This window comes from Sphingomonas sp. MS122, from assembly GCF_049532975.1.
GTDB lineage: Bacteria > Pseudomonadota > Alphaproteobacteria > Sphingomonadales > Sphingomonadaceae > Sphingomonas.
Genome location: NZ_CP186695.1, coordinates 2,089,830 through 2,113,081 on the forward strand (window position 1 = coordinate 2,089,830; position 23,252 = coordinate 2,113,081).

19 protein-coding genes are annotated in these 23,252 nt (G+C 68.6%); 14 read left to right on the forward strand and 5 right to left on the reverse strand.

What is annotated here, in order from left to right:
* Positions 1-54 precede the first annotated feature (54 nt).
* The 3 genes from ACO227_RS09970 (at position 55) to ACO227_RS09980 (ending at position 3,736) form a co-directional block, all read left to right on the forward strand.
* Positions 55-1,914 (forward strand): CHASE3 domain-containing protein, encoded by a 1,860-nt coding sequence (locus ACO227_RS09970; RefSeq protein ID WP_423601690.1) that lies wholly within the window; start codon positions 55-57, stop codon positions 1,912-1,914.
* Between the two features lie 215 nt (positions 1,915-2,129).
* The gene (locus tag ACO227_RS09975; RefSeq protein WP_423601691.1) at positions 2,130-2,693 is read left to right on the forward strand and encodes an outer membrane protein; all 564 of its coding nucleotides are present in this window, start codon (positions 2,130-2,132) and stop codon (positions 2,691-2,693) included.
* A gap of 125 nt (positions 2,694-2,818) precedes the next feature.
* The gene (locus ACO227_RS09980; protein ID WP_423601692.1) at positions 2,819-3,736 is read left to right on the forward strand and encodes an alpha/beta fold hydrolase; all 918 of its coding nucleotides are present in this window, start codon (positions 2,819-2,821) and stop codon (positions 3,734-3,736) included.
* 34 nt (positions 3,737-3,770) lie between these two features.
* Here ACO227_RS09980 and ACO227_RS09985 read toward each other — a convergent pair whose 3' ends face one another.
* Genes ACO227_RS09985 through ACO227_RS09995 form a run of 3 tightly spaced genes read right to left on the reverse strand, consistent with a single transcriptional unit; the run spans position 3,771 to position 6,990 of the window.
* Positions 3,771-4,832: a serine hydrolase domain-containing protein gene (locus tag ACO227_RS09985; protein ID WP_423601693.1), complete on the reverse strand. Its 1,062-nt coding sequence runs from the start codon at positions 4,830-4,832 to the stop codon at positions 3,771-3,773.
* Positions 4,829-5,578, reverse strand: coding sequence for a class I SAM-dependent methyltransferase (locus ACO227_RS09990; protein WP_423601694.1), 750 nt, complete (start codon positions 5,576-5,578; stop codon positions 4,829-4,831). Before ACO227_RS09990 ends, ACO227_RS09985 begins: the two co-directional genes overlap by 4 nt.
* A gap of 32 nt (positions 5,579-5,610) precedes the next feature.
* Positions 5,611-6,990 (reverse strand): amidohydrolase, encoded by a 1,380-nt coding sequence (locus ACO227_RS09995; RefSeq protein ID WP_423601695.1) that lies wholly within the window; start codon positions 6,988-6,990, stop codon positions 5,611-5,613.
* Positions 6,991-7,061: 71 nt separating this feature from the next.
* Between ACO227_RS09995 and uvrC the strand changes: the two genes are divergently transcribed.
* The 7 genes from uvrC (at position 7,062) to ACO227_RS10030 (ending at position 16,918) form a co-directional block, all read left to right on the forward strand.
* A complete protein-coding gene (gene uvrC, locus ACO227_RS10000) occupies positions 7,062-8,978 on the forward strand; it encodes an excinuclease ABC subunit UvrC (protein WP_423601696.1) in 1,917 nt (638 codons plus the stop codon).
* A 58-nt stretch (positions 8,979-9,036) separates the two neighbouring features.
* Positions 9,037-11,835, forward strand: coding sequence for a DUF3857 domain-containing protein (locus tag ACO227_RS10005; protein ID WP_423601697.1), 2,799 nt, complete (start codon positions 9,037-9,039; stop codon positions 11,833-11,835).
* A gap of 256 nt (positions 11,836-12,091) precedes the next feature.
* Positions 12,092-13,045, forward strand: a complete 954-nt coding sequence (locus tag ACO227_RS10010) for a polysaccharide deacetylase family protein (RefSeq protein WP_423601698.1) — start codon at positions 12,092-12,094, stop codon at positions 13,043-13,045.
* Positions 13,042-13,959: a GNAT family N-acetyltransferase gene (locus ACO227_RS10015; RefSeq protein WP_423601699.1), complete on the forward strand. Its 918-nt coding sequence runs from the start codon at positions 13,042-13,044 to the stop codon at positions 13,957-13,959. The genes ACO227_RS10010 and ACO227_RS10015 overlap by 4 nt, the downstream gene beginning before the upstream one ends.
* Positions 13,960-13,990: 31 nt before the next feature.
* Positions 13,991-14,722, forward strand: coding sequence for a DNA repair protein RecO (gene recO, locus ACO227_RS10020; protein WP_423601700.1), 732 nt, complete (start codon positions 13,991-13,993; stop codon positions 14,720-14,722).
* 49 nt (positions 14,723-14,771) lie between these two features.
* On the forward strand, positions 14,772-15,815 hold the full coding sequence (gene leuB, locus ACO227_RS10025) for a 3-isopropylmalate dehydrogenase (protein WP_423601701.1): 1,044 nt from the start codon (positions 14,772-14,774) through the stop codon (positions 15,813-15,815).
* Positions 15,815-16,918 (forward strand): glycosyltransferase family 2 protein, encoded by a 1,104-nt coding sequence (locus ACO227_RS10030; protein WP_423601702.1) that lies wholly within the window; start codon positions 15,815-15,817, stop codon positions 16,916-16,918. The genes leuB and ACO227_RS10030 overlap by 1 nt, the downstream gene beginning before the upstream one ends.
* A 4-nt stretch (positions 16,919-16,922) precedes the next feature.
* Here ACO227_RS10030 and ACO227_RS10035 read toward each other — a convergent pair whose 3' ends face one another.
* On the reverse strand, positions 16,923-18,161 hold the full coding sequence (locus ACO227_RS10035; protein WP_423601703.1) for a phospholipid carrier-dependent glycosyltransferase: 1,239 nt from the start codon (positions 18,159-18,161) through the stop codon (positions 16,923-16,925).
* Positions 18,162-18,244: 83 nt separating this feature from the next.
* On the opposite strand from ACO227_RS10035, the gene ACO227_RS10040 reads away from it, so the two are divergent.
* From ACO227_RS10040 to ACO227_RS10055, 4 genes are read left to right on the forward strand one after another with little or no spacing between them, the layout of a single operon-like run.
* Positions 18,245-19,453: a trans-sulfuration enzyme family protein gene (locus ACO227_RS10040; RefSeq protein ID WP_423601704.1), complete on the forward strand. Its 1,209-nt coding sequence runs from the start codon at positions 18,245-18,247 to the stop codon at positions 19,451-19,453.
* On the forward strand, positions 19,450-19,848 hold the full coding sequence (apaG, locus tag ACO227_RS10045) for a Co2+/Mg2+ efflux protein ApaG (RefSeq protein WP_423601705.1): 399 nt from the start codon (positions 19,450-19,452) through the stop codon (positions 19,846-19,848). Before ACO227_RS10040 ends, apaG begins: the two co-directional genes overlap by 4 nt.
* Positions 19,845-20,639, forward strand: coding sequence for a LysR family transcriptional regulator (locus ACO227_RS10050; protein ID WP_423601706.1), 795 nt, complete (start codon positions 19,845-19,847; stop codon positions 20,637-20,639). The genes apaG and ACO227_RS10050 overlap by 4 nt, the downstream gene beginning before the upstream one ends.
* The gene (locus ACO227_RS10055) at positions 20,636-21,181 is read left to right on the forward strand and encodes a GNAT family N-acetyltransferase (protein WP_423601707.1); all 546 of its coding nucleotides are present in this window, start codon (positions 20,636-20,638) and stop codon (positions 21,179-21,181) included. Before ACO227_RS10050 ends, ACO227_RS10055 begins: the two co-directional genes overlap by 4 nt.
* A gap of 6 nt (positions 21,182-21,187) precedes the next feature.
* Here the strand turns inward: ACO227_RS10055 and parE are convergent, their stop codons facing one another.
* Entirely contained in the window at positions 21,188-23,167 is a 1,980-nt protein-coding gene (gene parE / locus ACO227_RS10060) for a DNA topoisomerase IV subunit B (RefSeq protein WP_423601708.1), read from the reverse strand.
* Between the last annotated feature and the right edge of the window lie 85 nt (positions 23,168-23,252).

Below are 23,252 nucleotides of genomic sequence, written 5' to 3' on the forward strand. Positions count from 1 at the left end.
AACAAACGGGCGCGGCATCTTGCCGCGCCTTTTTTTTCGCGTATTCCCAAGCGCATGGGGGACGCTCGTCGCGACCGCGGATTGATCGCGCTGATCATCGGTTTCGCCATCGTGGCGACGGCGGTGCTCGGCGCCGCGCTGTTGTTCGGCGCACAGCGCGCGGCGCAGGAGCGCGTCATCCAAACGCTCAAGGTGCAGGACCAGCTGAGCTCGGTCCTCTCCCGACTGCAGGATGCCGAGACCGGCCAGCGCGGCTATCTGGTGACGCGCGACGCGATCTACCTCCAGCCCTATTTCGACGGCCGCCGCCGGATCGGTGCCGAATTGTCGGCGTTGCGCGCGCTGGTCGCCGGCCATCCCGCACAGGCGGCGGCTGCTGCGGAGCTCACCAAATGCGCCACCGCGCGGATCGACCGGCTGACGGTCGGGCTCGACCTGGCGCGCCGGAACCGGTTCGACCGTGCCTCGGAAGCCGTTCGCGCCGGCATTGGCAAGGCGCTGATGGACCGTTGCCGCGCGACCCTGGCTGCAATGAAGGCGGAGGAGAACCGCCTGCTCGCCGCGCGCGACGAGGATCTGCGCAACCGCTCGGCCTGGCTGACGGCGTGGCTCATCCTCAGCGCGCTCGCGGTTTTCGCGCTCGCGGTCTATGCGACGCGCGATGCGCGCCGCCGCGCGCGCGCCGCGCTCGACGCTGGGGACGCGCTGCTCGCCGCGAACAAACAGCTCACCGAAGCGATCGAGAACCGCACCGCCGCCGAGGCGCAGGTGCGGCAGATGCAGAAGATGGAGTCGATCGGCCAGCTCACCGGCGGCGTCGCGCACGATTTCAACAACATGCTCGCGATCGTCATCGGCAGCCTCGACATGGCCAAGCGCCGCTTCGACAGCGACCGCGCCAAGGCGCTCGACTGCATCGACAACGCCATGGAGGGTGCCGAGCGCGCCGCCCAGCTCACCGCGCGTCTGCTCGCCTTCTCGCGCCAGCAGCCCCTCGCGCCGCGGGCGGTCGACGCGAACAAGCTGGTCGGCGGCATGTCCGAGTTGCTGCGCCGCACGATCGGCGAGAATATCCGGATCGAGACCGTGCTCGCCGGGGGGCTGTGGCCGGCCTTCATCGACGGCGCGCAGCTCGAAAATGCGGTGCTCAACCTGTGCGTCAACGGCCGCGACGCGATGCCCGACGGCGGCCGCCTGACGATCGAGACCGCCAACACCCATCTCGACGACGCCTATGCCGCCACGCATGACGAGGTGACGCCGGGACAATATGTCATGGTTTCGGTCACCGATACCGGCACCGGCATGCCGCCGCACGTGATCGAGCGGGCGTTCGATCCCTTCTACACGACCAAGGGCGTGGGCAAGGGCACCGGCCTCGGTCTCAGCCAGGTGTTCGGCTTCGTCAAGCAGTCGGGCGGGCATGTGAAGATCTATTCGGAGCCCGATGTCGGCACGACGGTCAAGCTCTACGTCCCCCGCCATTTCGGCGAGGCCGAAGCGCTGGCGGGCGGCGAGGCGGTCGCCAGCGATCTGCCGCGCGCCCGGGACGACGAGATCATCCTGGTGGTCGAGGACGAAGAGAATGTGCGGCACATGTCGGTCGATGCGCTGCGCGAGCTGGGCTATGTCGTGGTGCAGGCGAGCGATGCCAGCCAGGCGCTGACCGTGCTCGAGATCCAGCCGCGCATCGACCTGTTGTTCACCGACATCGTCATGCCCGACATGAACGGCCGCATCCTCGCCGATCGCGCGCGCGAGAAGCGGCCGGACCTCAAGGTGCTCTACACCACCGGCTACACGCGCAACGCGATCGTGCACAACGGCATGCTCGACCATGACGTTGCCTTCCTGGCGAAGCCGTTCACGCTGCGGCAGCTGGCGTTGAAGGTGCGCGAGGTCCTCGACGCCTGACACCTGCCGTTGAACTGAGGTTCAGCGTTGCGGCGGACTAAATTCCGCACGCCATAATTCGGGCAAAAATCGGCCCGGCTCCGAAACGACCACCGGTGCCGGCCGATATGCAGCGGTCGCGTTCTGCTCGAGGAGCATTTGCGTACCCACGCCGGCGCCCCTTGCCGGTATCCCCAACCATCAGGAGCAATGACATGCGATTTTTTGCCAAAGCAATGATTCTGCCTGCGATTCTCGTCGCGGCCCCTGCCATGGCGCAGGACGCCGAGCCGTTCACCGGTCCCAGCATCGTCGCGATCGGCGGCGTCGATCATTCGAGCGGCGGGAGCGACGATCCGACCGGCTTCGTCTACGGCGGCGCGGTCACCTATGATCTGGGATCGGGCAGTCTGCGCTACGGCGCCGAAGCCGAGGTGACGGGCACCACCACGGGCGAGTGCCAGACCTCCAGCATCGCCGGCAGCAGCCAGCGCAACTGTTATCATATCGGGCGCGACCTGTACGTCGGTGGCCGGCTCGGAATGGTCGTGGCGCCGAACCTGATGCTCTACGGCAAGGCGGGTTATACCAACGTGCGGATCAAGGAGAGCTACGACAATCTGTCGACCCCGGCCTCGCCCGACCAGAAGCTCGCCGGCAACAGCGACGGCTATCGCCTGGGTGCCGGCATGGAGCTCGACATCGGCAAGTTCCTGGTTCGCACCGAATATCGCTACTCGGACTATGACTGGGGCGGCCACCGCCACCAAGGCACGGTCGGCCTCGGCTTCCGCTTCTGACCCTTCGCCCGCGCGGTTTCGGACCGCGCGGGCGAAATTTTTTCGGATCCTGTGTCGAGAACGGCGATGGTCGTTCGTCGTCCTGTCGAGAGCGCAACTGGCTGCGCTCGATCAGGAGATGACACATGTTCCATCGCATTCGCTCGCACCTGCTGGTCGCCGCCGCCGCGCTGATCACGCCTCTCGCCGCCCACGCCCAGACCGCCCCGGCCGCCGCGGCGCAGCTCGCGCCGGTCCGCTCCGGCACCGTCGAGATCGCGGGGATCGCCTATTATTACGAGGTACGCGGACAGGGCGAGCCGCTGCTGCTCCTGCACGGCGGGCTCGGCTCGGGCGCGATGTTCGATCCGGTGCTCCCCAAGCTCGGCGCCGGGCGGCAGGTGATCCTGGTCGATCTCCAGGGTCATGGCCGCACCGTGCTGGGCGATCGTCCGATCGACCTCGCCGCGATGGGTCGCGACATGGACGTGCTGCTCGGCAAGCTCGGTTACAGCCAAGTCGACGTGATGGGCTATTCGATGGGCGGCGGCGTCGCGCTGCAGCTCGCGGTCCAGGCGCCCGCGCGGGTGCGGCGGCTGGCTTTGCTGTCGATGACCCACGCCACCTCGGGCATCCAGCCGGAGATGATCCCGATGCAGCGCCAGGTCGGCGCCGCGATGGCGCCGATGATGAAGGAGACGCCGATGTACAAGGGCTATATGGCGCTCGCGCCCAAGCCCGAGGATTTCCCGCGGCTGCTCGACCGGATGGGCGAGCTGATGCGCCGCGACTTCGACTGGTCGGCGCAGGTCAAGGCGCTCACCATGCCGGTCATGCTGGTGGTCGGCGACGCCGACATGTGGCGGCCCGAGGCGACGGTCGAGTTCTTCAAGCTGCTCGGCGGCGGTCAGCGCGACGGCGGGTGGCAGCGCGAGCACATGACCCGGCATCGCCTCGCGATCCTGCCCGGCCGCACCCATTACGACATCTTCCTCGCGCCCGAGCTGACGGCGACCGTGCGGCCGTTCCTCGACGGCAAGGAAGGTCGCGCCGACTGGCAGTAAGCGCCGAAGGGCGCCGTTCCACCCGGAGCGGCGCCTAGGGCGCCTGCCGCATCAACTGGTCGACCAGCGGCATCAGCGGCTTGGTGCCCTGCTTCGTCGTCACCGCGCCGAGCGCGATCCCGCTCGCCGGGGCATAGGCGGCATAGGTGCCCCAGAAACCGCTGTGCCAGTAGCGCTCGCCCTTGGGCGTGTGCTGGACGAAGATGCCGAGGCGGTAGGTGTCCGCATTCTTGTGCGGTCCCTTCCACAGCATCTCCCTGATCGTTCCCGGCTTGTCGAACACGCGGCCCTCGAACAGCGCCTTGAAGAAGGTCGCGAGGTCGCGTGCCGACATGAGCTGCCCGCCGCCGCCGAACAGGTCCATCGACGGATCGACCGCGGTCACGTCCCTGTCGCCGATGAACTGCCGCGCACGGCCCTGAGCACCCTTGGGCGGCGCCTCGTAAATCTCCCACCAGGTCGCGCCGAGCCCGAGCGAATCGAGCTTGAGCAGCGCGCGCACCGAGCTGGCGAGCGTCTTGCCGGTGATGCGCTCGACGATGTCGCCGAGCAGGATGTAGCCGGTGTCCGAATAGCGGAACTCGGTGCCGGGCTTGCTCTGCGGGTCGGCATAGTCGGTGGCGAGCTTCACCAGCGCTTCGCGCGTCCACACCTTGCCCGGGTCGGTCATCAGCGATTCGACGAAGCGCTTGTCGCCGCCATGGTCGTAGAGCCCGCCGCTATGGCTGAGCAGGTGACGGACGGTGATCGCCTTGGTGTCATAGCCGTCGGCGCGCAGGATGCGGTCGAGCCGCGGGTTGATCAGCCCGCCGATCGGCGCGTCGAGGTCGATCCGGCCCTGTTCCCACAGCCGCAGCACCGCGGCGGCTGTGAAGGTCTTGGTGTTGCTCGCGATCCGCACCGGCGTGTCGACGGTGAGCTCGCGGCCGGTGCCGGGATCGGCGAGACCCTCGGCATAGCCTTGCTCGGGGCCGTCGCCGATCACGAACACCGCCGCCGGCTTGCCGATCTGCGCGAGTTGCGCCTCGACCGCGCTGTTCGCCCATGCCGGTGGCGCCGCGGCGAGCGCGATGGCGACGATCGCCGCACGGATCATTGGGCGCGGGGCCGCACGAACTTGAACACGAACTGGTCGGTCTTGCCGCGGATTGAGGCGTCGAACACGCTCGCAGTGTGCGGATCGGTGGTGTTGCGCAGCAGGTCGAGCTTGCCGGCGAAGCGGAAGCCGGCCTTTTCGAGCTCGCGCCGCGCGACGTTCGGGTCGATGCGGTGGAGCGCGGTCGGCGCCTTGTTCTCCGGGTCGGCGTTGGCGACATGGTCGACCACCAGCAGCACGCCGCCGGGCTTCAGCGAGTTGTAGAGCTTGCGCGTCACCGCCTCGCCGGTCCCCTTGGGGAACGGCTGCAGGAACAGGTCGTGATAGTTCTGGACGGTGACGATCGCGTCGAGCGGCTCGGGGAAGATCAATGCCCCCAGGCTGTCGTTCAGCGCGACGGTGTTGGCGAGCCCAGCGACCGCGGTCTTCTGCTCCTCGCCATAGGCGGCGCGGAACTTGATGAACTCGGCGGGCTGATAGGCATAGACCTTGCCCTTCGGCCCGACCAGCGGCGACAGGATGCGCGTCCAATAGCCGCCGCCCATGATGAAGTCCGCGACCTTCTGCCCCGGCTTGATCCCGGCGAAGGCGAGGATCTCGGCGGGTTTGCGCGCGGCGTCGCGCTCGCGCTGCTCGGCCGGGCGCGAGCTGTCGGCGAGCGCGGCGGTGATCGCCGGCGTCACCTTCTGCGCGGCGAGCGGCGTGGCCGCGGCGAGCAGCAGCGCGGCGGCAATGGCGTATCTCATGCGAACCTCCCCTATCAGGTCAGGGCGAGAAGCTATGCCCGGTCGGATGTGCCCGCAATCGGTCGTTCGACGAACGACATGGCCGCTATTTCTTGAGCAGGTCGAGCACCGCCACCGTCATCGCCTGCGTGCCCAGCGTCACCGACGGCTTTGGCTCGACCTTGAAGAAGGGCGAATGGTGCGCGGGCACCGGCTTGCCGCCCTTCTTGCCCGCGTCGATCTCCGCCTGCGGGGTGCCGCCGACGACGAAATAGGCGCCGGGCACGCCCAGCTCCTGCTGGATGAAATAGGCGAAGTCCTCGGCGCCCATGCTCTGGCGCTCCTCGACATGCAGGATGCCCTCGCCGAACGCGCTGGTGAAGGCGCCGCGCACGCGCTGGGTCAGCGCCGGGTCGTTGCGGGTCACCGGGGTCGATTTCGAACCCGACCCTGACCTGCGGCAGCTTGTCCTCGGGCAGCCCGTTCATGCGGCCGACATTGGCGGCGATGCGCTTGATCCCGTCGAGCAGCTTCTTGCGGGTCTCCTCGTCGTCCGAGCGCACCGTGAGCTGGAGCTCGGCCTTGTCCGAGATGATGTTGTGCTTGAACCCCGAATGGAACGAGCCGACCGTGACCACGCCGGGCTTGAGCGGCGCGATCTCGCGGCTGACCAGGGTCTGCAGCGCCATCACGATCTCCGCGCCCATCACGATCGGGTCCTTGCCCATGTGCGGCGCGGCGCCGTGGGTGCCGACGCCGTGGATGGTGATGTCGACGCTGTCCGACGAGGAGGAGCTGATCCCCGGCTCAAGCCCGATCTTGCCGGTGGGAATGCCCGCGGTGACGTGGAAGGCGACGGCGTAATCGGGCTTGGGGAAGCGCGTGTAGAGCCCGTCGGCGAGCATCCGCCGCGCCCCGTCGATTCGTTCCTCGCCCGGCTGGACGACGAACACGACGGTACCCTTCCAGCGGTCCTTCATCTTCGCGAGCTGGCGCGCGGTGCCGATCAGCGAGGTGATGTGCACGTCATGGCCGCAGGCGTGCATCACCGGCTTGGTGATCCCGTCGATGTCCTGCTGCGTCACGGTGGACATATAGGACAGCCCGCTGTCTTCCTTGAGCGGCAGCGCGTCCATGTCGGCGCGCACCAGCACCACCGGCCCGTCGCCATTCTTCATCACCCCGACCACGCCGGTGCCGCCGACCTTCTCGGTCACCTCGATCCCGCCCACGGCGCGCAGTTCCTTCGCCATGATCGCGGCGGTGCGCGTCTCCTTGAACGAGAGCTCGGGGTTCTTGTGGAAGTCGAGGAACAATTTCTCGAGATGCGCGGCATAGTCCGCTTCGACTGCCGGCGCGAAGTCCGGCCCGGCGAGGGCGGGCACCGGCGCGGCGAGCAGGCTGGTGGCGAGAAGCATGGTCAGCAAGCGCATGGCAATATCCCCTTTTTCCGTCAGGCTATCAGATGGAAAGTGCGGCGCAATCCGCTTACATCGCCACGAAGATGTCGAAACCCAATGCCCCCAACCGTTTCAACGAGGAGACCGCGACCTACGCCGTGCGCGGGTCGGAGACGCCCGATCTCGACGCGGGCGTGGCGGCGATCCGCAACGTGCTCAAGACGCTGCCCGCGCGGCCCGGCGTGTACCGCATGCAGGACGCCCGCGGCGACGTGCTCTATGTCGGCAAGGCACGCGCGCTGAAGAACCGCGTCGCCAACTACACTCAGCCCGCCAAGCTCTCCAACCGCCTGCGTCGGATGATCGCGCAGACCCGCTCGATGACGGTGGTGACCACCAACAACGAGGCCGAGGCGCTGCTGCTCGAGGCGCAGCTGATCAAGCGCTTCCGTCCCGCCTACAATGTCCTGCTGCGCGACGATAAGTCGTTTCCCTATATCCTGCTGCGCGGCGACCACGCCTTCCCCCGCGTCCAGCTCCATCGCGGCGCGCGGCGTATCAAGGGCGACTATTTCGGGCCGTTCGCCGGGGCGGGACAGGTGCGCAAGACGCTCAACGCCTTGCAGAAGCTGTTCCTGCTGCGGTCGTGCACCGACGGCTTCTTCAACACCCGCGACCGGCCGTGCCTGCTCTACCAGATCCGCCGCTGCTCGGCGCCGTGCGTCGATCGCATCGACACGGAGGGTTACGCGGAACTCGTCGCCGACGCGCGCGACTTCCTGATGGGCAAGTCGACCAAGGTCCAGGCCAAGCTCGGCGAGCAGATGCAGGCCGCGTCGGCCAATCTCGACTTCGAGCTCGCCGCGGTACTGCGCGACCGGTTGAAGGCGCTGACCTTCATCCAGGGCAGCCAGGCGATCAATGCCGAGGGGGTGGGCGACGCCGACATCTTCGCGCTCGCCTGCAAGCAGGGGGTGATGGGCATCCAGGCCTTCTTCATCCGCGGCGGGCAGAATTGGGGCCATCGCGCCTTCTTTCCCGCGCACACCGCCGAGGTGCCCGAGGAGGAGGTGCTCGCCCAGTTCCTCATGCAATTCTACGAGGAGGTGCCGCCGCCCAGGACGGTGCTGCTCGACCGCGAATTGTCCGAGGGGCCGGTGCTCGCCGAGGCGCTGGCCGAGCGCGCGGGCTTCAAGGTCGAGCTGTCGCGCCCCCAGCGCGGCGCGCGGCGCCGGCTGATGGAGCAGGCGCAGCGCAACGCGGTCGAGGCGCTCGACCGGCGCATGGCGGAATCGACGACTCAGGCGAAGATCCTGCGCGACATCGCCGACCTGTTCGGGCTGGCCGAGCCGCCCGACCGGATCGAGGTCTACGACAATTCGCACATCCAGGGGACCAATGCGGTCGGCGCGATGATCGTCGCCGGGCCGGAGGGGTTCCGCACCGGCCAGTATCGCAAGTTCAACATCCGCAGCGCGGCGACCGACGATGATTTCGCGATGATGCGCGAGGTGTTCACGCGCCGCTTCAGCCGCGCGCAGGAGGAGGATCCCGACCGCGACAAGGGCGTGTGGCCGGACCTGGTGCTGATCGACGGCGGACGCGGCCAGCTCAACGCGGCGCGCGCGGTGCTGGAGGAACTGGGGATCGAGGATGTCTGCCTCGTCGGCGTGGCCAAGGGGCCGCATCACGGGCGCGAGGGGCGCGAGGTGTTCCACCTGATGGACGGCAGCGAGCGGATGTTGCCGGCCAACTCGCCCGCTTTGTTCCACATCCAGAAGCTGCGCGACGAGGTGCACCGCTTCGCGATCGGCGCGCACCGCCAGAAGCGCGCCAAGGCGATCACCGCGAGCCCGCTCGACGAGGTCCCGGGCATCGGCCCGGCGCGCAAGAAGGCGCTGCTCATGCATTTCGGTACCGCGCGCGCGGTGCGCGGGGCGAGCCTCGACGACCTCAAAAAGGCGCCCGGTGTCAGCGCTGCGGTCGCGCAGCAAGTCTACGACTTCTACCACACGCGCTGATCGCGCTTGCTACCCTCGTGGGCGGCGCTAGGTTCCGGTGGAAACACCGGGGGTTACCATGATCCGTAAGACCGCGTTGCTGGCCGTGCTGCTCGCATCGGCCGCGCCCGCCTGGGCGGACGACAAGCCGCTCTACCAGCCGGCGCCCGACTGGGTGAAGCCGGCGCCGCCGATCGATCCGGCGAAGCTCGGCGAGGATTCGCCGGTCTTCCTGGTCTTCGACCAGCAGCAGCGCTTCGCCGAGGGGCAGGTATGGCACTATGTCGAGAGCGCGACGCGGATCGCCTCGCCGCAGGTGCTGACCCAGGCCGGCACGATCACGCTCCCCTGGAGCCCCGACCGCGGCGACCTGATCGTCCATAGCGCCTCGATCGTGCGCGGGGGCGAGACGATCGACTTGCTCGCTGGCGGCAAGCAGCTGTCGGTGATCCGGCGCGAGCAGAAGCTCGAGCAGATGCAGCTCGACGGCATGCTCACCGCGACGATGCCGGTCGAGGGACTGCGCGTCGGCGACGTGCTGCGCGTGCGTTTCTCGACCACGCGCAAGGACCCGACGCTCGGCGGCGAGGTGCAGGGCAGCGCGCCGCTGTTTCCCGAGCCGATGCGGGTCCAGTTCGGCCGCGTGCGGCTGCTGTGGCCGGAGGCGGCGAAGCTCAACTGGCGTTCCTATGCCGATTGGGTGAAGCCCGCCGAGACCCGGATCGGCGGCGGCTATCGTGAGATCGAGGTCGCCCTGCCCATCGCCAAGGTGCCGGACCTGCCCAAGGACATCCCGGCGCGGTTCCAGCCGATGACCTTCATCGACGCGACCAGCTATGGCGACTGGCCGGCGGTCGCCCGGACGATGGCGCCGCTTTACCGAACCCAGGGCCTGATCGCGCCGGACAGCGCGCTGGCCAAGGAGGTCGCCGCGATCGCCGCCGCCTCGACCGACCAGCGCACGCGCGCCGCCGCGGCGCTGCAGCTGGTGCAGGACAAGGTCCGCTACCTGTTCAACGGCATGGCGCAGGGCAATTACGTGCCGCAGACGCCCGCCGAGACCTGGTCGCTGCGCTATGGCGACTGCAAGGCCAAGACGTTGCTGCTGCTCGCCATCCTGCGCGAGCTCGGCGTGGAGGCGGAAGCGGTGCTCGTGCACAGCAAGCTCGGCGACCTGGTGCCGAAGCGGCTGCCGATGCCCGGCGCGTTCGACCATGTCATCGTGCGCGCCGTGATCGGCGGCGAGAGCCTGTGGCTCGACGGCACCTCGGGCGGCGACCGGCTCGCCGATCTCGGCAACGTCCCGCCGTTCCACAACGCGCTCCCGCTGCGCGAGGCCGGTGCGGAGCTGATCGCGCTGCCGGTGCGTCCGAGCGCGCGGCCCGACATCGATGCCGAGATCGACATCGATCAGAGCGCCGGCATCCATTTTCCCGCGCCGTTCACCGCGAAGGTCACCATGCGCGGCCAGATCGTCCAGATGCTGCGCGCCGCGACCGCGGCGCTGGGCAAGGACGAGATCGAGAAGATAGCCGGAAGCGCCATCGACGAATATGTCTCGGGCAGCACCTATACCGAGCGCAAGCTGAGCTTCGACGATGTCGCGGGCACCGCGGTGATGACCGCGGCGGGCATCGCCTATCCCGGCTGGTCGCGCGAGAATGAGCGCTTCAAGATCACGCTCGACACCGCGGTGCAGGGAATCGGCTTCGAACCCGACCGCAGCCGCGCGGCGTGGCGCGACCTGCCGGTCTCGACCGGCGACCCGGGCCATAGCCGCACTCGCTTCAGCTATCGCCTGCCGGGCGGCGGGACGGGCTTCGCCTTCGACGGCGACGAGAAGCTGCCGGCGCAGATTGCCGGACGCGTGCTGGCCCGCCAGACCAGCCTGGCGGGCGGCGTGCTCACCGTCGAGGACCGGCGCATCGCCACCGGCGCCGAGGTCGCGCCGGCCGAGATCGGCGCCGCGCGCCAGCAACTCGCCCAGGCCAAGACGCGCCTGCTTCGCGCGGTCGCTCCCGCCGCCTATCCGCAGCGCTGGCAGGAGGTGGCGACCGCGCGCAGGAACGGGTCGTTCCAGAAGATCCTGGCTGCCTATGGGCAGCGCATCGCCAAGGATCCGAACGAGGCCGAAGGCTATATCCACCGCGCCTGGTTCTACGAGCGTGTGTTCGACTATCCGGCGGCGATCAAGGACATGGACAAGGCGATCGCGATCGAGCCGTCGGTCGACTCGCACCTGCGCCGCGCCGGCCTGTTCGAGGCGAACGGGCAGCTCGACAAGGCGATCGCCGATGCCGATGCCGCGCGCGAGCTCGATCCCGGCTCGTCCACGGCGATCAGCACCGCGATCAACCTGCGCGGCGAGAAGGGCCAGCGTGCCGAGGCGCTGGAGATGGTCGAGCGGCAGATCGAGGCGGGGGGCAAGGACAAGCCCGACTTCGTCTCGCTCAAGGCCGATCTGCTCGCCGATGACGGCCGCGCGGACGAGGCGCTGGCGCTGCTCGACGCGGCGGTGACCGCGCATCCGGGCAATCCCTCGCTGCTCAACAGCCGTTGCTGGCTCAAGGGCACGCGCCAGCTCGCGCTCGACACCGCGCTCAAGGACTGCACGCGCGCGATCGAGCTGAGCGACAATCCCGCGCCCGCGCTCGACAGCCGGGCGATGGTCTATTTCCGGCTCGGCCGCACCGAGGAGGCGCTCGGCGACCTCAACGCCGCGCTGGATGCCGAGCCCGACATGGCGGCGGCGCTCTACATGCGCGGCGTCGTGCGCAAGGCTGCGGGCCAGGCCGGGAGCGACACCGATCTCGCCGCGGCGCGGATGATGTCGCCGCGCATCGACACCGAATACGGCAAATGGGGGATCAGACCCTAGGCCGATCCCCCATCCGGCTTTCGGGAGTTGCCAGTCGCCTCATGCCAGTCGGCATTTTCCTACAGCTGTCGATTCGGCTATGCTTGTCCGATGTCCGATCGTCTCCTTCAGGCCGCTGGCCCGCGCGATCGCATCGACGGTCCGCGCGCGTGATACCCCCGTATCGTGTCAGCTTTGTCAATATAATGAACGGCATCGTTCATGAATTCGACGGTGGCTTTGCGATTTCTTCACGGCCGCTCGCTATTCCGCGCCCATGCCGACTCGTGTCTTCCTGACCGTCGATACCGAGCTGATGTGGCGTCACCACGCCGCCGGGCTCGACATCGATGTGATTGCCGATCGCTCGCTCGAGCCGGCCGGGGTCGGTATCGGCTACCAACTCCGCACGCTCGCCGAGCATGATCTCAAGGCGACCTTCTTCGTCGATCCGATGCCGGCCGTCGCCTATGGCCTCGATCCGATCAGGCGCGTGGCCGGCGCGATCCTGGAGGCGGGGCAAGAGGTGCAACTCCATCTTCACCCGAACTGGGCCGCAGCAAGCGCCGAAGACCGGACGAAGCACGCCTCGTTCGAGCTGATCGACTTCACGCTCGCCGAACAGCGCGAGCTGATCCGTGCCGCGTCGGACCTGCTCGTCGCGGCGGGTGTGCGCAAGCCGGTGGCGTTCCGCTCGGGCAGCTATTCGGCGAGCGACGACACGCTGACGGCATTGGCCGAGCTCGGCTTCCGCTACGACAGCAGCCACAACGGCTCCGAGCATCCCTGGCCGAGCGCTATCGGACTGCCCGAGCGCCAGATCGCGCCGGTCGCGCATCGCGGGATCATCGAGCTGCCGGTGACGCTGATCGAGGATCGCGCCGGGCACCTGCGCCATTTCCAGATCTGCGCGCTCTCGACCGCCGAGATGCGCGACGCGCTCGATCACGCGGTGCGCGCGGGGCATGTCGCGGTGACGATCGTGAGCCACGGCTTCGAGCTCGCCAACCGCGCGGGCACGCGCCCCAATGCCGTCCACGTCCACCGTTTCGAGGCGCTGTGCCGCATGCTCGCGGAGCGCCGCGGCGCGCTCGTCACCAGCCATTTCGACGGGCTTCCCGACCTTCCGCTCGACCGCGACGACGCGCCGCTCGGACCCAGCCTGATCCGCACGCGGATCCGCCAGGCGCAGCAGCTGTGGTCGAACCTGGTGGCGGAGCGCGCCGCGTGACCAGCGTCGCCGCCGCCGCGCTCAACTTCCGCATCGGCGCGCGCACCGTGCTGCGCGTCAAGCGGACGATGGTGCCGGTGCCGGTGAGCCTCGACGGCGCGCGCGAGGGGCGACTGCCGCAGCTTCCGCCGCTGCCCGACGACGCGCAGGGCTACATCGTGACCTCGCTGCCCGAAGACCGGCTGGAGGCGATGACCTATGCCTCGGGCGGGATGATCGGCTTCGTGCGCCAGCGCTACAACCGCTACTTCGCGGACTTGAGCGGCACTTACGATGCCTATCTCGCCAGCCTGTCGGCGAACGCGCGGCAGGGGGTGAAGCGCAAGGCCAAGAAGGTCGCGCAGGTTTCGGGCGGGCAGCTCGACGTGCGGCGCTTCCGCACGCCGGCCGAATTGCAGGCGTTCCACGGCATCGCGCGCGGCATCGCGGTCAACACCTATCAGGAAAAGCTGATGGGCGAGGGGCTGCCCGGCACGCCCGAATTCGTGCGCACGATGCTGGAGAAAGCGGCGGCGGACGAGGTGCGCGCCTGGCTGCTCTATATCGGAGATGCGCCGGCCGCCTATCTCTACTGCCCGGCGATCGGCGAGACGCTGATCTATGAATATGTCGGGCACGACCCTGCGTTCAACGAGCTGTCGCCCGGGGCGGTGCTGCAGATCGAGGCGTTCCGCGACCTTTTCGCGGAGGGCAAATTCGCGCGGTTCGACTTCACCGAGGGCGAGGGCCAGCACAAGCGGCAGTATTCGACCGGCGGGGTCGCCTGCCTCGACCTGCTGCTGCTGCGCCCGAGCCTCGCCAACCGCGCGGCGACGACCGCGCTCGGCGGTTTCAATCGCGCGGTGGCGGGCGGCAAGGCGCTGGTCGAGGCCGCTGGGCTGGACGGGCTGAGCAGGAAGCTGCGACGGGGCTGAAAAAGCCGGCCGCAGCGCCTACACCCTCCTCATGCACCTCGCGACCACCGCCCTCGTCCTCGCGATCCGTCCGCACGGCGAATCCGGCGCGATCGTGCGGGCGCTGACCGCGGAGGCGGGCCTGATGGCCGGTTACGTCCGCGGGGGGCGTTCGCGGCAGCTGCGGCCGGTGCTCCAGCCGGGCAACGTCATCCTCGGCGACTGGCGCGCGCGGACCGAGGAGCAGCTGCCTGCGCTCACCGTCGAGCTGGTCCACAGCCGCGCGCCGATGTTCCGCGAGCCGCTGCCCGCCGCCGCGTTCGAATGGGCGACCGCGCTCACCGCCGCGGCGCTGCCCGAGGGGCAGCCCTATCCGCAGATCCACGCCGCGCTCGGCGGAATGCTCGACGCGATCGAGGCGGCGCCCGCCGCGCGGGGCTGGGCCGCGGCCTTGGTGCGCTACGAGCTGCTGATGCTCGCCGCGCTCGGCTTCGGGCTCGATCTCGATCGCTGCGCCGCGACTGGCGTCAACGACGACCTCGCCTATGTCAGCCCCAAGAGCGGCACAGCGGTCAGTCGCTCGGGCGCAATCGGCTATGAATCGCGCCTGCTGCCGCTGCCGCGCTTCGTGGTGGAGGGCGGGCCGGCGGAGTGGGAGGATATCTTTGCGGGCCTGCGGCTCGTCGGTCATTTCCTCGAGCGCGACCTGCTCCACGGCAAGGCGGCCGAAGTGCTTGCAGCACGGGCCCGGCTGGTCGAGCGGCTGAAGAGGGCGGTTGCGTGATCGGCGCGAGGCGGTAATGCGCCCCTGACTTGAGTGGGTGGGAGTACCAATGCCGCTGATCGCAATTCTTCCCGGCGACGGGATCGGTCCCGAAGTCACCGAACAGGCGCGCCGCGTGCTCGATGCGTTCGATCTCGGCCTGACCTTCGAGGAAGCCCCGGTCGGTGGCGCGGCGTATTTCAGCGACGGCCATCCGCTTCCCGAGCGCACGCTCGACCTCGCCCGGCGCGCCGATGCGCTGCTGTTCGGTGCGGTGGGTGATCCGCGCTGCGACAATCTCGAGCGGCATCTGCGCCCCGAACAGGCGATCCTCGGCCTGCGCAAGGAACTCGCGCTGTTTGCGAACCTGCGCCCGGCGCGGCTGTTCCCGGGGCTGGAGGATGCCTCGGCACTCAAGCCCGAGGTGGCGGGCGCGATCGACATGGTGATCGTGCGCGAGCTCAACGGCGACGTCTATTTCGGCGAAAAGGGGATGCGCACCACCGCGAGCGGCCGCCGCGAAGGCTATGACATCATGTCCTATAACGAGGACGAGGTGGCGCGAATCGCCCGGGTCGGCTTCGAGACCGCGCGGGTGCGCAACAGGAAGCTCTGCTCGGTCGACAAGGCCAATGTCCTCGAAACCTCGCAGCTGTGGCGCGACGTGGTGATCGAGGTCTCGGCCGGCTTCCCGGATGTCGAGCTCACCCATATGTATGTCGACAACGCCGCGATGCAGCTGGTGCGCAACCCCGGCCAGTTCGACGTGATCGTCACGGGGAATCTGTTCGGCGACATCCTTTCGGATCAGGCGAGCATGTGCGCCGGCTCGATCGGCATGCTGCCCTCGGCGGCGCTCGGCAGCTCGGGCAAGGGACTGTACGAGCCGATCCATGGCTCGGCGCCCGACATCGCCGGGCAGGGCAAGGCCAATCCCTGCGCGACGATCCTCTCGGCGGCGATGCTGCTGCGCTACTCGCTGGGCATGGAGGACGCGGCGGACCGGATCGAGGCGGCGGTGACCGCGGCGCTGATCGGTGGTGCGCGCACCGCGGATCTCGGCGGCAACCTTTCGACGTCCGAAATGGGCGATGCGGTGCTGCAGGCGCTTTGATGAGCCGGGGATTGCTCGAACTGGCGGTCGTCATTCCGACCTTCAACGAGCAACGCAACGTGGCCGCGCTCGTCGCCGCGCTCGACAAGGCGCTGGCGGCGCGGCGCTGGGAAGCGATCTTCGTCGACGACGACAGCCCGGACGGCACCGCCGACGTGGCGCGCGAGCTGGGGCGGATCGATCCGCGCGTTCGCGTGATCCAGCGCATCGGGCGGCGTGGTCTCTCTTCCGCGACGATCGAGGGGATGTGCGCCACCGCCGCGCCGTTCGTCGCGGTGATCGACGGCGACATGCAGCATGACGAGACGCTGCTGCCGCGGATGCTGGATGCGCTCGAGGCGGATGACGGCCTCGACGTCGCCATCGGCTCGCGTTTCGTCGATGGCGGCGGGACCGGCGAATGGGACGGCGACCGCGTCGCCAAGTCGGCCTTCGCGGCCAAGCTGTCGCGCCGCGTGCTCAAGGCCGAGCTCAGCGACCCGATGAGTGGTTTCTTCATGATCCGCAGCGAAGTGGTCCGGCGCATGGTGCCGCATCTCTCGGCGATCGGTTTCAAGATCCTGCTCGACATCATGACCGCCAGCCCGCGGCCGCTCCGCTTCGTCGAGCTGCCCTATGTCTTCCGCACCCGCGCCGAGGGCGAGAGCAAGCTCGATCACGTCGTCGCGATGGAATATCTGATCGCGCTCTATGACCGCATGTTCGGGCGCGTGGTGCCGGTGCGCTTCGCGATGTTCTCGGGCGTGGGCGCGCTCGGGGCGGGCGTGCATTTCGCGGCGTTGTGGCTGTTCTACCGCCTGTTCGGGTACAGCTTCCTCACCGGCACGATCGTCGCGACGCTGGCGGCGATGACGTTCAACTTCTTCCTCAACAATGCGCTCACCTATCGTGACGCGCGGCTCAAGGGCTTCCGCCAACTGCTCGACGGCTGGATCGGCTTCTGCTTGGTCTGCTCGGTCGGCGCGATCGCCAATGTCGGCGTGGCGGCGTTCCTGCACGACGTGCAGCAGGCGCAATGGGCACCCTCGGCGCTTGCCGGCATACTGGTTGCGGCGGTGTGGAACTTCGCGCTGTCGTCGCGCTTCGTGTGGGGACGTTACTGAGCGCCTACGCCCAGCTGGAGAACCAGATCCACCGTTCGAAGCCGCGGTCGCTGGGCAGCGCCAGCGCGGCGAGGATCGGGTAGAAATAGGCGAACAGTCCGACGCACAGCACCAGGAACCATTCGTCGTTGCGCTTCACCTTGTCCCGCCAGTGGTGGAAGGCGACCGCCAGCACCACGCTCAGGATGATGCCGGGCAGATAGTAATAATAATAGAAGCCGAGCGACTTGGGGATCACCGCCCATACCCCGAGCGCGAAGGTCCACAGGATCGCGGCCGCCAGCGGCACGCCCGCCTTGTCGCGCAGGCCCGCCCACCAGCACGCCGCCACCGCGACCAGCCCGCCCCACATGATCGCGGGGTTGCCGATCAGCAGCACGCCGCGCGTCGCGCCCTGGTCGGGCTCGTAGAAATACCAGATCGGCCGGACCAGCAGCGGCCAGCTCCACCAGTCGGATTGGTAGTTGTGCGGAGTCAGCGCCTGGGTCTGGAGCTTCCACATCTCGAGCTGGAAGGGGATCAGCTTCGTCAGCGTGAGCGGCTCGGTGGCGTAGAAGAAGGCAGGCGCGAAGGTCAGGAAATAGGTGGCGATGCTGACCGTGCCGAGAATCGCGAGACCCGCCAGCCAATGCATCCCGCCAAAGCGTTCGACATGCCCGCGCCGCAGCCACAGAAACGCCGCGCCGGCGAAGGCGACATAGGGAACCGCCGCCCATTTGACAGCGACGGCCGCGCCCAGCAGCACGGCGCACGCGGCCCAACGCCATGGCGCTCGGCGCGAATCGCTCCGCATCGTCCACAGGAAGGCGACGCCGCCCCAGACCAGGAACATGCCGAGGAAGGCGTCGAGCATCCCGATCCGCGCTTGCACGAACACCAGCTGCCCCAGCACCGCGAACAGCGCCGCGAACAGGGCGGGGCGCGTCGCGCGCGTCAGCAGCCGGGTGAAGGCATAGACACCGACGATCGTCAGCGTGCCGGCAAGGCAGGCGGTAATCCGCCAGCCGATCGGATTGTCGCCGGCGATCAGCATGCCGAACGCGATCAGGATCTTGCCGAGCAGCGGATGCTCGATGTTCACCGGATGTGACAGCTCGAGCAACACACGCGTGGCGGGCACATAATGGACTTCGTCGAAGGTCAGCTTGCTCGGCCGGTCGAGCCCGATCGAGAACAGCAACAGCGTGGCAATGCCGATCAGCAGCGCCAGCAGGACGGGGCGTTGTTCGAGGCGATCGAGCATCGGCGGGGTGGATAGCGCAGCTTTTGGGCGCCGTCACCCGCTGCCCTTGCGCGCCCCTGCCCTTGGCTTCTAGAGGGTTCGCCATGAAGCGCCGCACCGGACAGGACCGTAACGTCACCCGCAACTGGAAGCCCGCCACGCTCGCCGTGCGCGGCGGCACCGCGCGCAGCGAATGGGGCGAGACGAGCGAAGCGCTCTTCCTGACCTCGGGCTACGCCTATGACTGTGCCGGCGACGCGGCCGCGCGCTTCGCGGGCGACCAGCAGGGCATGACCTATTCGCGCCTGCAGAACCCGACGGTCGAGATGCTCGAGCAGCGCATCGCCCTGCTCGAAGGCGCAGAGGCGTGCCGCGCCACCGCGAGCGGCATGGCGGCAATGACCGCGGCGCTGCTGTGCCAGCTGTCGAGCGGGGACCATCTCGTCGGCGGGCGTGCCGCGTTCGGCTCGTGCCGCTGGCTCACCGATTCGTTGCTGCCGCGCTTCGGGATCGAGACGACGGTGGTCGACGCGCGCGACCCGCAGCAATTCATCGACGCGATCCGCCCGAATACCAAGGTGTTCTTCTTCGAGACGCCGGCCAACCCGACGATGGACGTGGTCGATCTCAAAGCGGTGTGCGAGATCGCCAAGGCGCGCGGCATCGTCACCGTGGTCGACAACGCCTTCGCCACGCCCGCACTGCAGCGGCCGATGGACTTCGGCGCCGACGTCGTCGCCTATTCCGCGACCAAGATGATGGACGGGCAAGGCCGCGTGCTCGCCGGCGCGGTGTGCGGGACCGAGGCGTTCATCAACGACACGCTGCTGCCCTTCCACCGCAATACCGGGCCGACGCTGTCGCCGTTCAACGCCTGGGTGGTACTGAAGGGGCTGGAGACACTCGACCTGCGCATCCAGCGGCAGAGCGACAATGCACTGAAGGTCGCGCGCTTCCTCGAGACCCGCGTGCCGCGCGTTAACTTCCCCGGCCTGGCGAGCCACCCACAGCATAATCTGGCGATGGCGCAGATGGCCGCGGCGGGGCCGATCTTCTCGTTCGAACTCGATGGCGGGCGCGCCCAGGCGCACGGCTTGCTGGACGCGCTCGGCCTCATCGACATTTCGAACAATATCGGCGATTCTCGCTCGCTGATGACTCACCCGGCCTCCACCACGCACAGCGGCGTCGCCGAGGACCAGCGCCTGCTGATGGGCGTGGGCGAGGGGATGCTGCGGCTCAATGTCGGACTCGAGGATCCGGAAGACCTGATCGCCGACCTCGACCAGGCGCTCGGCGCGGTCGGGTTGTGAAGGCGCTCTTCTCCGAAGAGGAAACCACGCGCGACATCGTCGTGCGCGTCTCGGTGAGCTATCTGCCCGAACAGTCCGAGCCCGAGCGCGGCCGCTGGTTCTGGGCCTATCACATCCGCATCGAGAATGAAGGGCACCAGGCGGTCCAGCTGCTCACGCGCCACTGGATCATCACCGACGGCCGCGGCTCGCGCCATTCGGTCGAGGGCGAGGGCGTGGTCGGCGAGCAGCCGATGATCGCGCCGGGGGCGAGCTACGACTATGTTTCGGGCTGCCCGCTCGCGACCCCGACCGGCTCGATGCAGGGCAGCTATCGCATGGTCGGCGCCGACGGCATGGAGTTCGACGTGGCGATTCCCAAATTCTCACTATTGGCGCCGGCGGTAGCGGAATGAAGCGGACTCACCTTCCCTTGAATGGCCTGCGCGTGCTCGACGCCGCGGCGCGGCATTTGTCGTTCACCCGCGCCGCGGACGAGCTGGCGGTGACTCCCGCCGCGGTCGGCCAGCAGATCCGCGCGCTCGAGGACACGCTGGGCGTGGTGCTGTTCCGCCGCACCACCAAGGGGCTGGAACTGACGCCCGAGGCCGAGGCGGGGCTCGCCGCGCTGCGCGCCGGCTTCCTCCAGTTCGAGGAATCGGTGCGCGCGATGCAGGCCGGGCAGTCGTCCAAGTCGCTGACCATCGCCGCGCCGCGCGACCTGACGGAGAAATGGTTGATGCCGCGGCTCGCGGACATCGCGCGCGACGATGCCGAATTGCGCTTCGTGCTGATCGCCGCGGACGAGGCGATCGACTTCACCGAGGCCAATCTCGATCTCGCGATCCGCTGGGGCGAGGGCCCCGGCGAGCATGAGGGCGAGGCGCTGGAGAGCGACGGCATGGTCACCGTGGCGCGCCCGGGATCGAATGCCGAGACGCCGATCGCCTGGCCGGGCTGCGTCGCCGAGGACGGCGCCGCGCTGGTGCGAGTCGGCGACGCCGGGCTCGCGCTCGACGCGGCGGCGCAGGGGCTGGGGCGCGCGACCGTGCCCGAGCTGCTCGCGCGCGACGATATCGAGGCTGGGCGCGTCGCGGTGGTTGGCGATCCCAGACCCTCGCGGCTCGGCTACTGGATGGTCGCGCCGCTGCCGCAATGGCGGCAGAAGAAGGTCAAGACGCTGGTCGAGGCGCTGGGCGAGGCGTGAGCCCGCTTCCGCCGCGCGACACGCCGGTGCTCGAGACGCCGCGGCTGATCCTGCGGCCGCGCCGGGTGGAGGATGCCGACGCGCTGCATCCCGCCTTCGCCGACGCGGAGTTGATGACCTATTGGTCCGGCCCACCGCATGCCGATGTCGCGCAGACCCGCGCCGATTTCGCGCGCGAGGCGCCCGAATGGCGCGCCTGGGCAATCACGCGCAAGGGCGACGACACCGCGGTCGGCTTCGTTGCCGCCGGCGAGAAGCGGCAGGGAAACGTCACCGAGCTCGGCTACATGCTCGCGCGCGAGCATTGGGGCGGCGGCATCGCCAGCGAGGCGGTGAGCGCGGTGATCGACCGGGTCTTCGCCGAGGGGCAGCGGCGCATCTTCGCCGATACCGACCCGGACAATCGGGGCTCGCGCGCGCTGCTCGAACGGCTGGGCTTCAAGTTCGAGGCCCTGCTGCGCGCGGAGTGGGAAACGCATCTCGGCGTGCGCGACACGACGATCTACGGCCTGCTGCGCGACGAGTGGACCGGCGGCCGCTGACGCCGGTCAGGCGTCGATCGCTTCCTCGTCGAGCCGCGCCGCATTCTCCTGGATGAAGGCGAAGCGGTGCGCCGGGTTGGTGCCCATCAGCCGGTCGACCAGATCCTTCACCCCCGCGCGCTCCTCATATTCCTGGGGCAGGGTGATGCGGATCATGCCGCGCGTCTTCGGGTCCATCGTCGTCTCGCGCAGCTGGCCGGGGTTCATCTCGCCCAGGCCCTTGAAGCGCGCCACCTCGACCTTGCGGCCCTTGAACTCGTTCGCCTCGATTTCGGCGCGGTGCGCGTCGTCGCGGGCGTAGAGCGACTTGGTGCCCGCGGTCAGGCGATAGAGCGGCGGCTGGGCGAGGTAGAGATGCCCGCGGCGCACGACCTCCGGCATCTCCTGGAAAAAGAAGGTCATGAGCAGCGTCGCGATGTGGGCGCCGTCGACGTCGGCGTCGGTCATGATGACGATGCGTTCGTAGCGCAGATTTTCGGGAATACAGTCCTTGCGGGTGCCGCAGCCCAAGGCCTGGATCAGGTCGGCGATCTCCTGATTGGCGAGGATCTTGGCCGAGGTCGCGCTGGCGACGTTGAGGATCTTGCCGCGGATCGGGAGGATCGCCTGGGTCTTGCGGTCGCGCGCCTGCTTGGCGCTGCCGCCGGCCGAATCGCCCTCGACGATGAACAACTCGGTGCCGGCGGGATCGTCGGCCGAGCAGTCGGTGAGCTTGCCGGGCAGGCGCAGCTTGCGGCCCGAGGTCGCGGTCTTGCGCTTGACCTCGCGCTCCTGCTTGCGCCGCAGGCGCTCGTCCATCCGCTCGAGGACATAGCCGAGCAGCGCCTTGCCGCGGTCCATGCGGTCGGCGAGGAAATGGTCGAAATGGTCGCGCACGGCCTTCTCGACCAGCGCCGTCGCCTCGGGCGAGGTCAGCCGGTCCTTGGTCTGCGACTGGAATTGCGGGTCGCGGATGAACACCGAGAGCATCAGCTCGGAACCGACCATGACGTCGTCGGCGGTGATGTCCTTGGCCTTCTTCTGCCCGACCAGCTCGCCGAAGGCGCGGATCCCGCGCACCAGCGCCTGGCGCAGCCCTTGTTCGTGCGTGCCGCCGTCGGGGGTCGGGATGGTGTTGCAGTACCAGCTGTACGAGCCGTCGCTCCACAGCGGCCAGGCCACCGCCCATTCGACCCGGCCCTGCGAGTCCGGGAATTCCTGGCTGCCCGAGAAGAACTCGGCGGTCGCGCCCTCGCGCGTGCCGAGCTGCTCCTTCAAATGATCGGCGAGGCCGCCGGGGAACTGGAATACGGCTTCGGCCGGGGTATCGTCCGAAATCAGTTCGGGGTCGCATTTCCAGCGGATCTCGACGCCCGCGAACAGATAGGCCTTGGATCGGGCGAGCTTGTAGAGTCGCGCCGGCTTGAAATGCATCTCGCCGAAAATCTCGGAATCGGGAACGAAGCTGACCACGCTGCCGCGCCGGTTGGGCGTTCCGCCGAGATGCTCGAGCGGCCCGAGCGTCTGCCCCTGGCTGAAGCGCTGGCGGTAGAGCTGCTTCTCGCGCGCCACCTCCACCACGGTGTCGACCGACAGCGCGTTGACCACGCTGATGCCGACGCCGTGCAAGCCGCCCGAGGTGGCATAGGCCTTGCCCGAGAATTTTCCACCCGAGTGCAGCATCGAGAGGATCACCTCGAGCGCCGACTTGTCGGGGAATTTGGGATGCGGATCGATCGGGAAGCCGCGGCCATTGTCGCTGATCGTCAGGCGGTTGCCGGCCTCCAGCGTCACTTCGATGCGGTTGGCGTGCCCCGCCACCGCCTCGTCCATCGCATTGTCGAGCACTTCGGCGGCAAGGTGGTGCAGCGCGCGCTCGTCGGTGCCGCCGATATACATGCCGGGGCGGCGGCGGACCGGCTCGAGCCCCTCCAGCACCTCGATCGACGAGGCGTCATAGGCATTGGCGGGCGTTGCGGAAGCGGGCTTGAACAGATCGGAAGACATTGTCCCGTTGCTATATCGTTCCATAGGGCGGGGGCAAGCGATGCCGTCGACCCGTCCGCTGCGGATCGTTTCGACGCGCCGCCGT

What these genes read in the sequence shown, in the direction of transcription:
- ACO227_RS09970 (WP_423601690.1), top strand. Translation starts at nt 55, where the DNA reads ATGGGGGACGCTCGTCGCGACCGCGGATTGATCGCGCTGATCATCGGT.
- ACO227_RS09975 (WP_423601691.1), top strand. Translation starts at nt 2,130, where the DNA reads ATGATTCTGCCTGCGATTCTCGTCGCGGCCCCTGCCATGGCGCAGGAC.
- ACO227_RS09980 (WP_423601692.1), top strand. Translation starts at nt 2,819, where the DNA reads ATGTTCCATCGCATTCGCTCGCACCTGCTGGTCGCCGCCGCCGCGCTG.
- ACO227_RS09985 (WP_423601693.1), bottom strand. Translation starts at nt 4,832, where the DNA reads ATGATCCGTGCGGCGATCGTCGCCATCGCGCTCGCCGCGGCGCCACCG.
- ACO227_RS09990 (WP_423601694.1), bottom strand. Translation starts at nt 5,578, where the DNA reads ATGAGATACGCCATTGCCGCCGCGCTGCTGCTCGCCGCGGCCACGCCG.
- ACO227_RS09995 (WP_423601695.1), bottom strand. Translation starts at nt 6,990, where the DNA reads ATGCGCTTGCTGACCATGCTTCTCGCCACCAGCCTGCTCGCCGCGCCG.
- uvrC (WP_423601696.1), top strand. Translation starts at nt 7,062, where the DNA reads ATGTCGAAACCCAATGCCCCCAACCGTTTCAACGAGGAGACCGCGACC.
- ACO227_RS10005 (WP_423601697.1), top strand. Translation starts at nt 9,037, where the DNA reads ATGATCCGTAAGACCGCGTTGCTGGCCGTGCTGCTCGCATCGGCCGCG.
- ACO227_RS10010 (WP_423601698.1), top strand. Translation starts at nt 12,092, where the DNA reads ATGCCGACTCGTGTCTTCCTGACCGTCGATACCGAGCTGATGTGGCGT.
- recO (WP_423601700.1), top strand. Translation starts at nt 13,991, where the DNA reads ATGCACCTCGCGACCACCGCCCTCGTCCTCGCGATCCGTCCGCACGGC.
- leuB (WP_423601701.1), top strand. Translation starts at nt 14,772, where the DNA reads ATGCCGCTGATCGCAATTCTTCCCGGCGACGGGATCGGTCCCGAAGTC.
- ACO227_RS10030 (WP_423601702.1), top strand. Translation starts at nt 15,815, where the DNA reads ATGAGCCGGGGATTGCTCGAACTGGCGGTCGTCATTCCGACCTTCAAC.
- ACO227_RS10035 (WP_423601703.1), bottom strand. Translation starts at nt 18,161, where the DNA reads ATGCTCGATCGCCTCGAACAACGCCCCGTCCTGCTGGCGCTGCTGATC.
- ACO227_RS10040 (WP_423601704.1), top strand. Translation starts at nt 18,245, where the DNA reads ATGAAGCGCCGCACCGGACAGGACCGTAACGTCACCCGCAACTGGAAG.
- ACO227_RS10050 (WP_423601706.1), top strand. Translation starts at nt 19,845, where the DNA reads ATGAAGCGGACTCACCTTCCCTTGAATGGCCTGCGCGTGCTCGACGCC.
- parE (WP_423601708.1), bottom strand. Translation starts at nt 23,167, where the DNA reads ATGTCTTCCGATCTGTTCAAGCCCGCTTCCGCAACGCCCGCCAATGCC.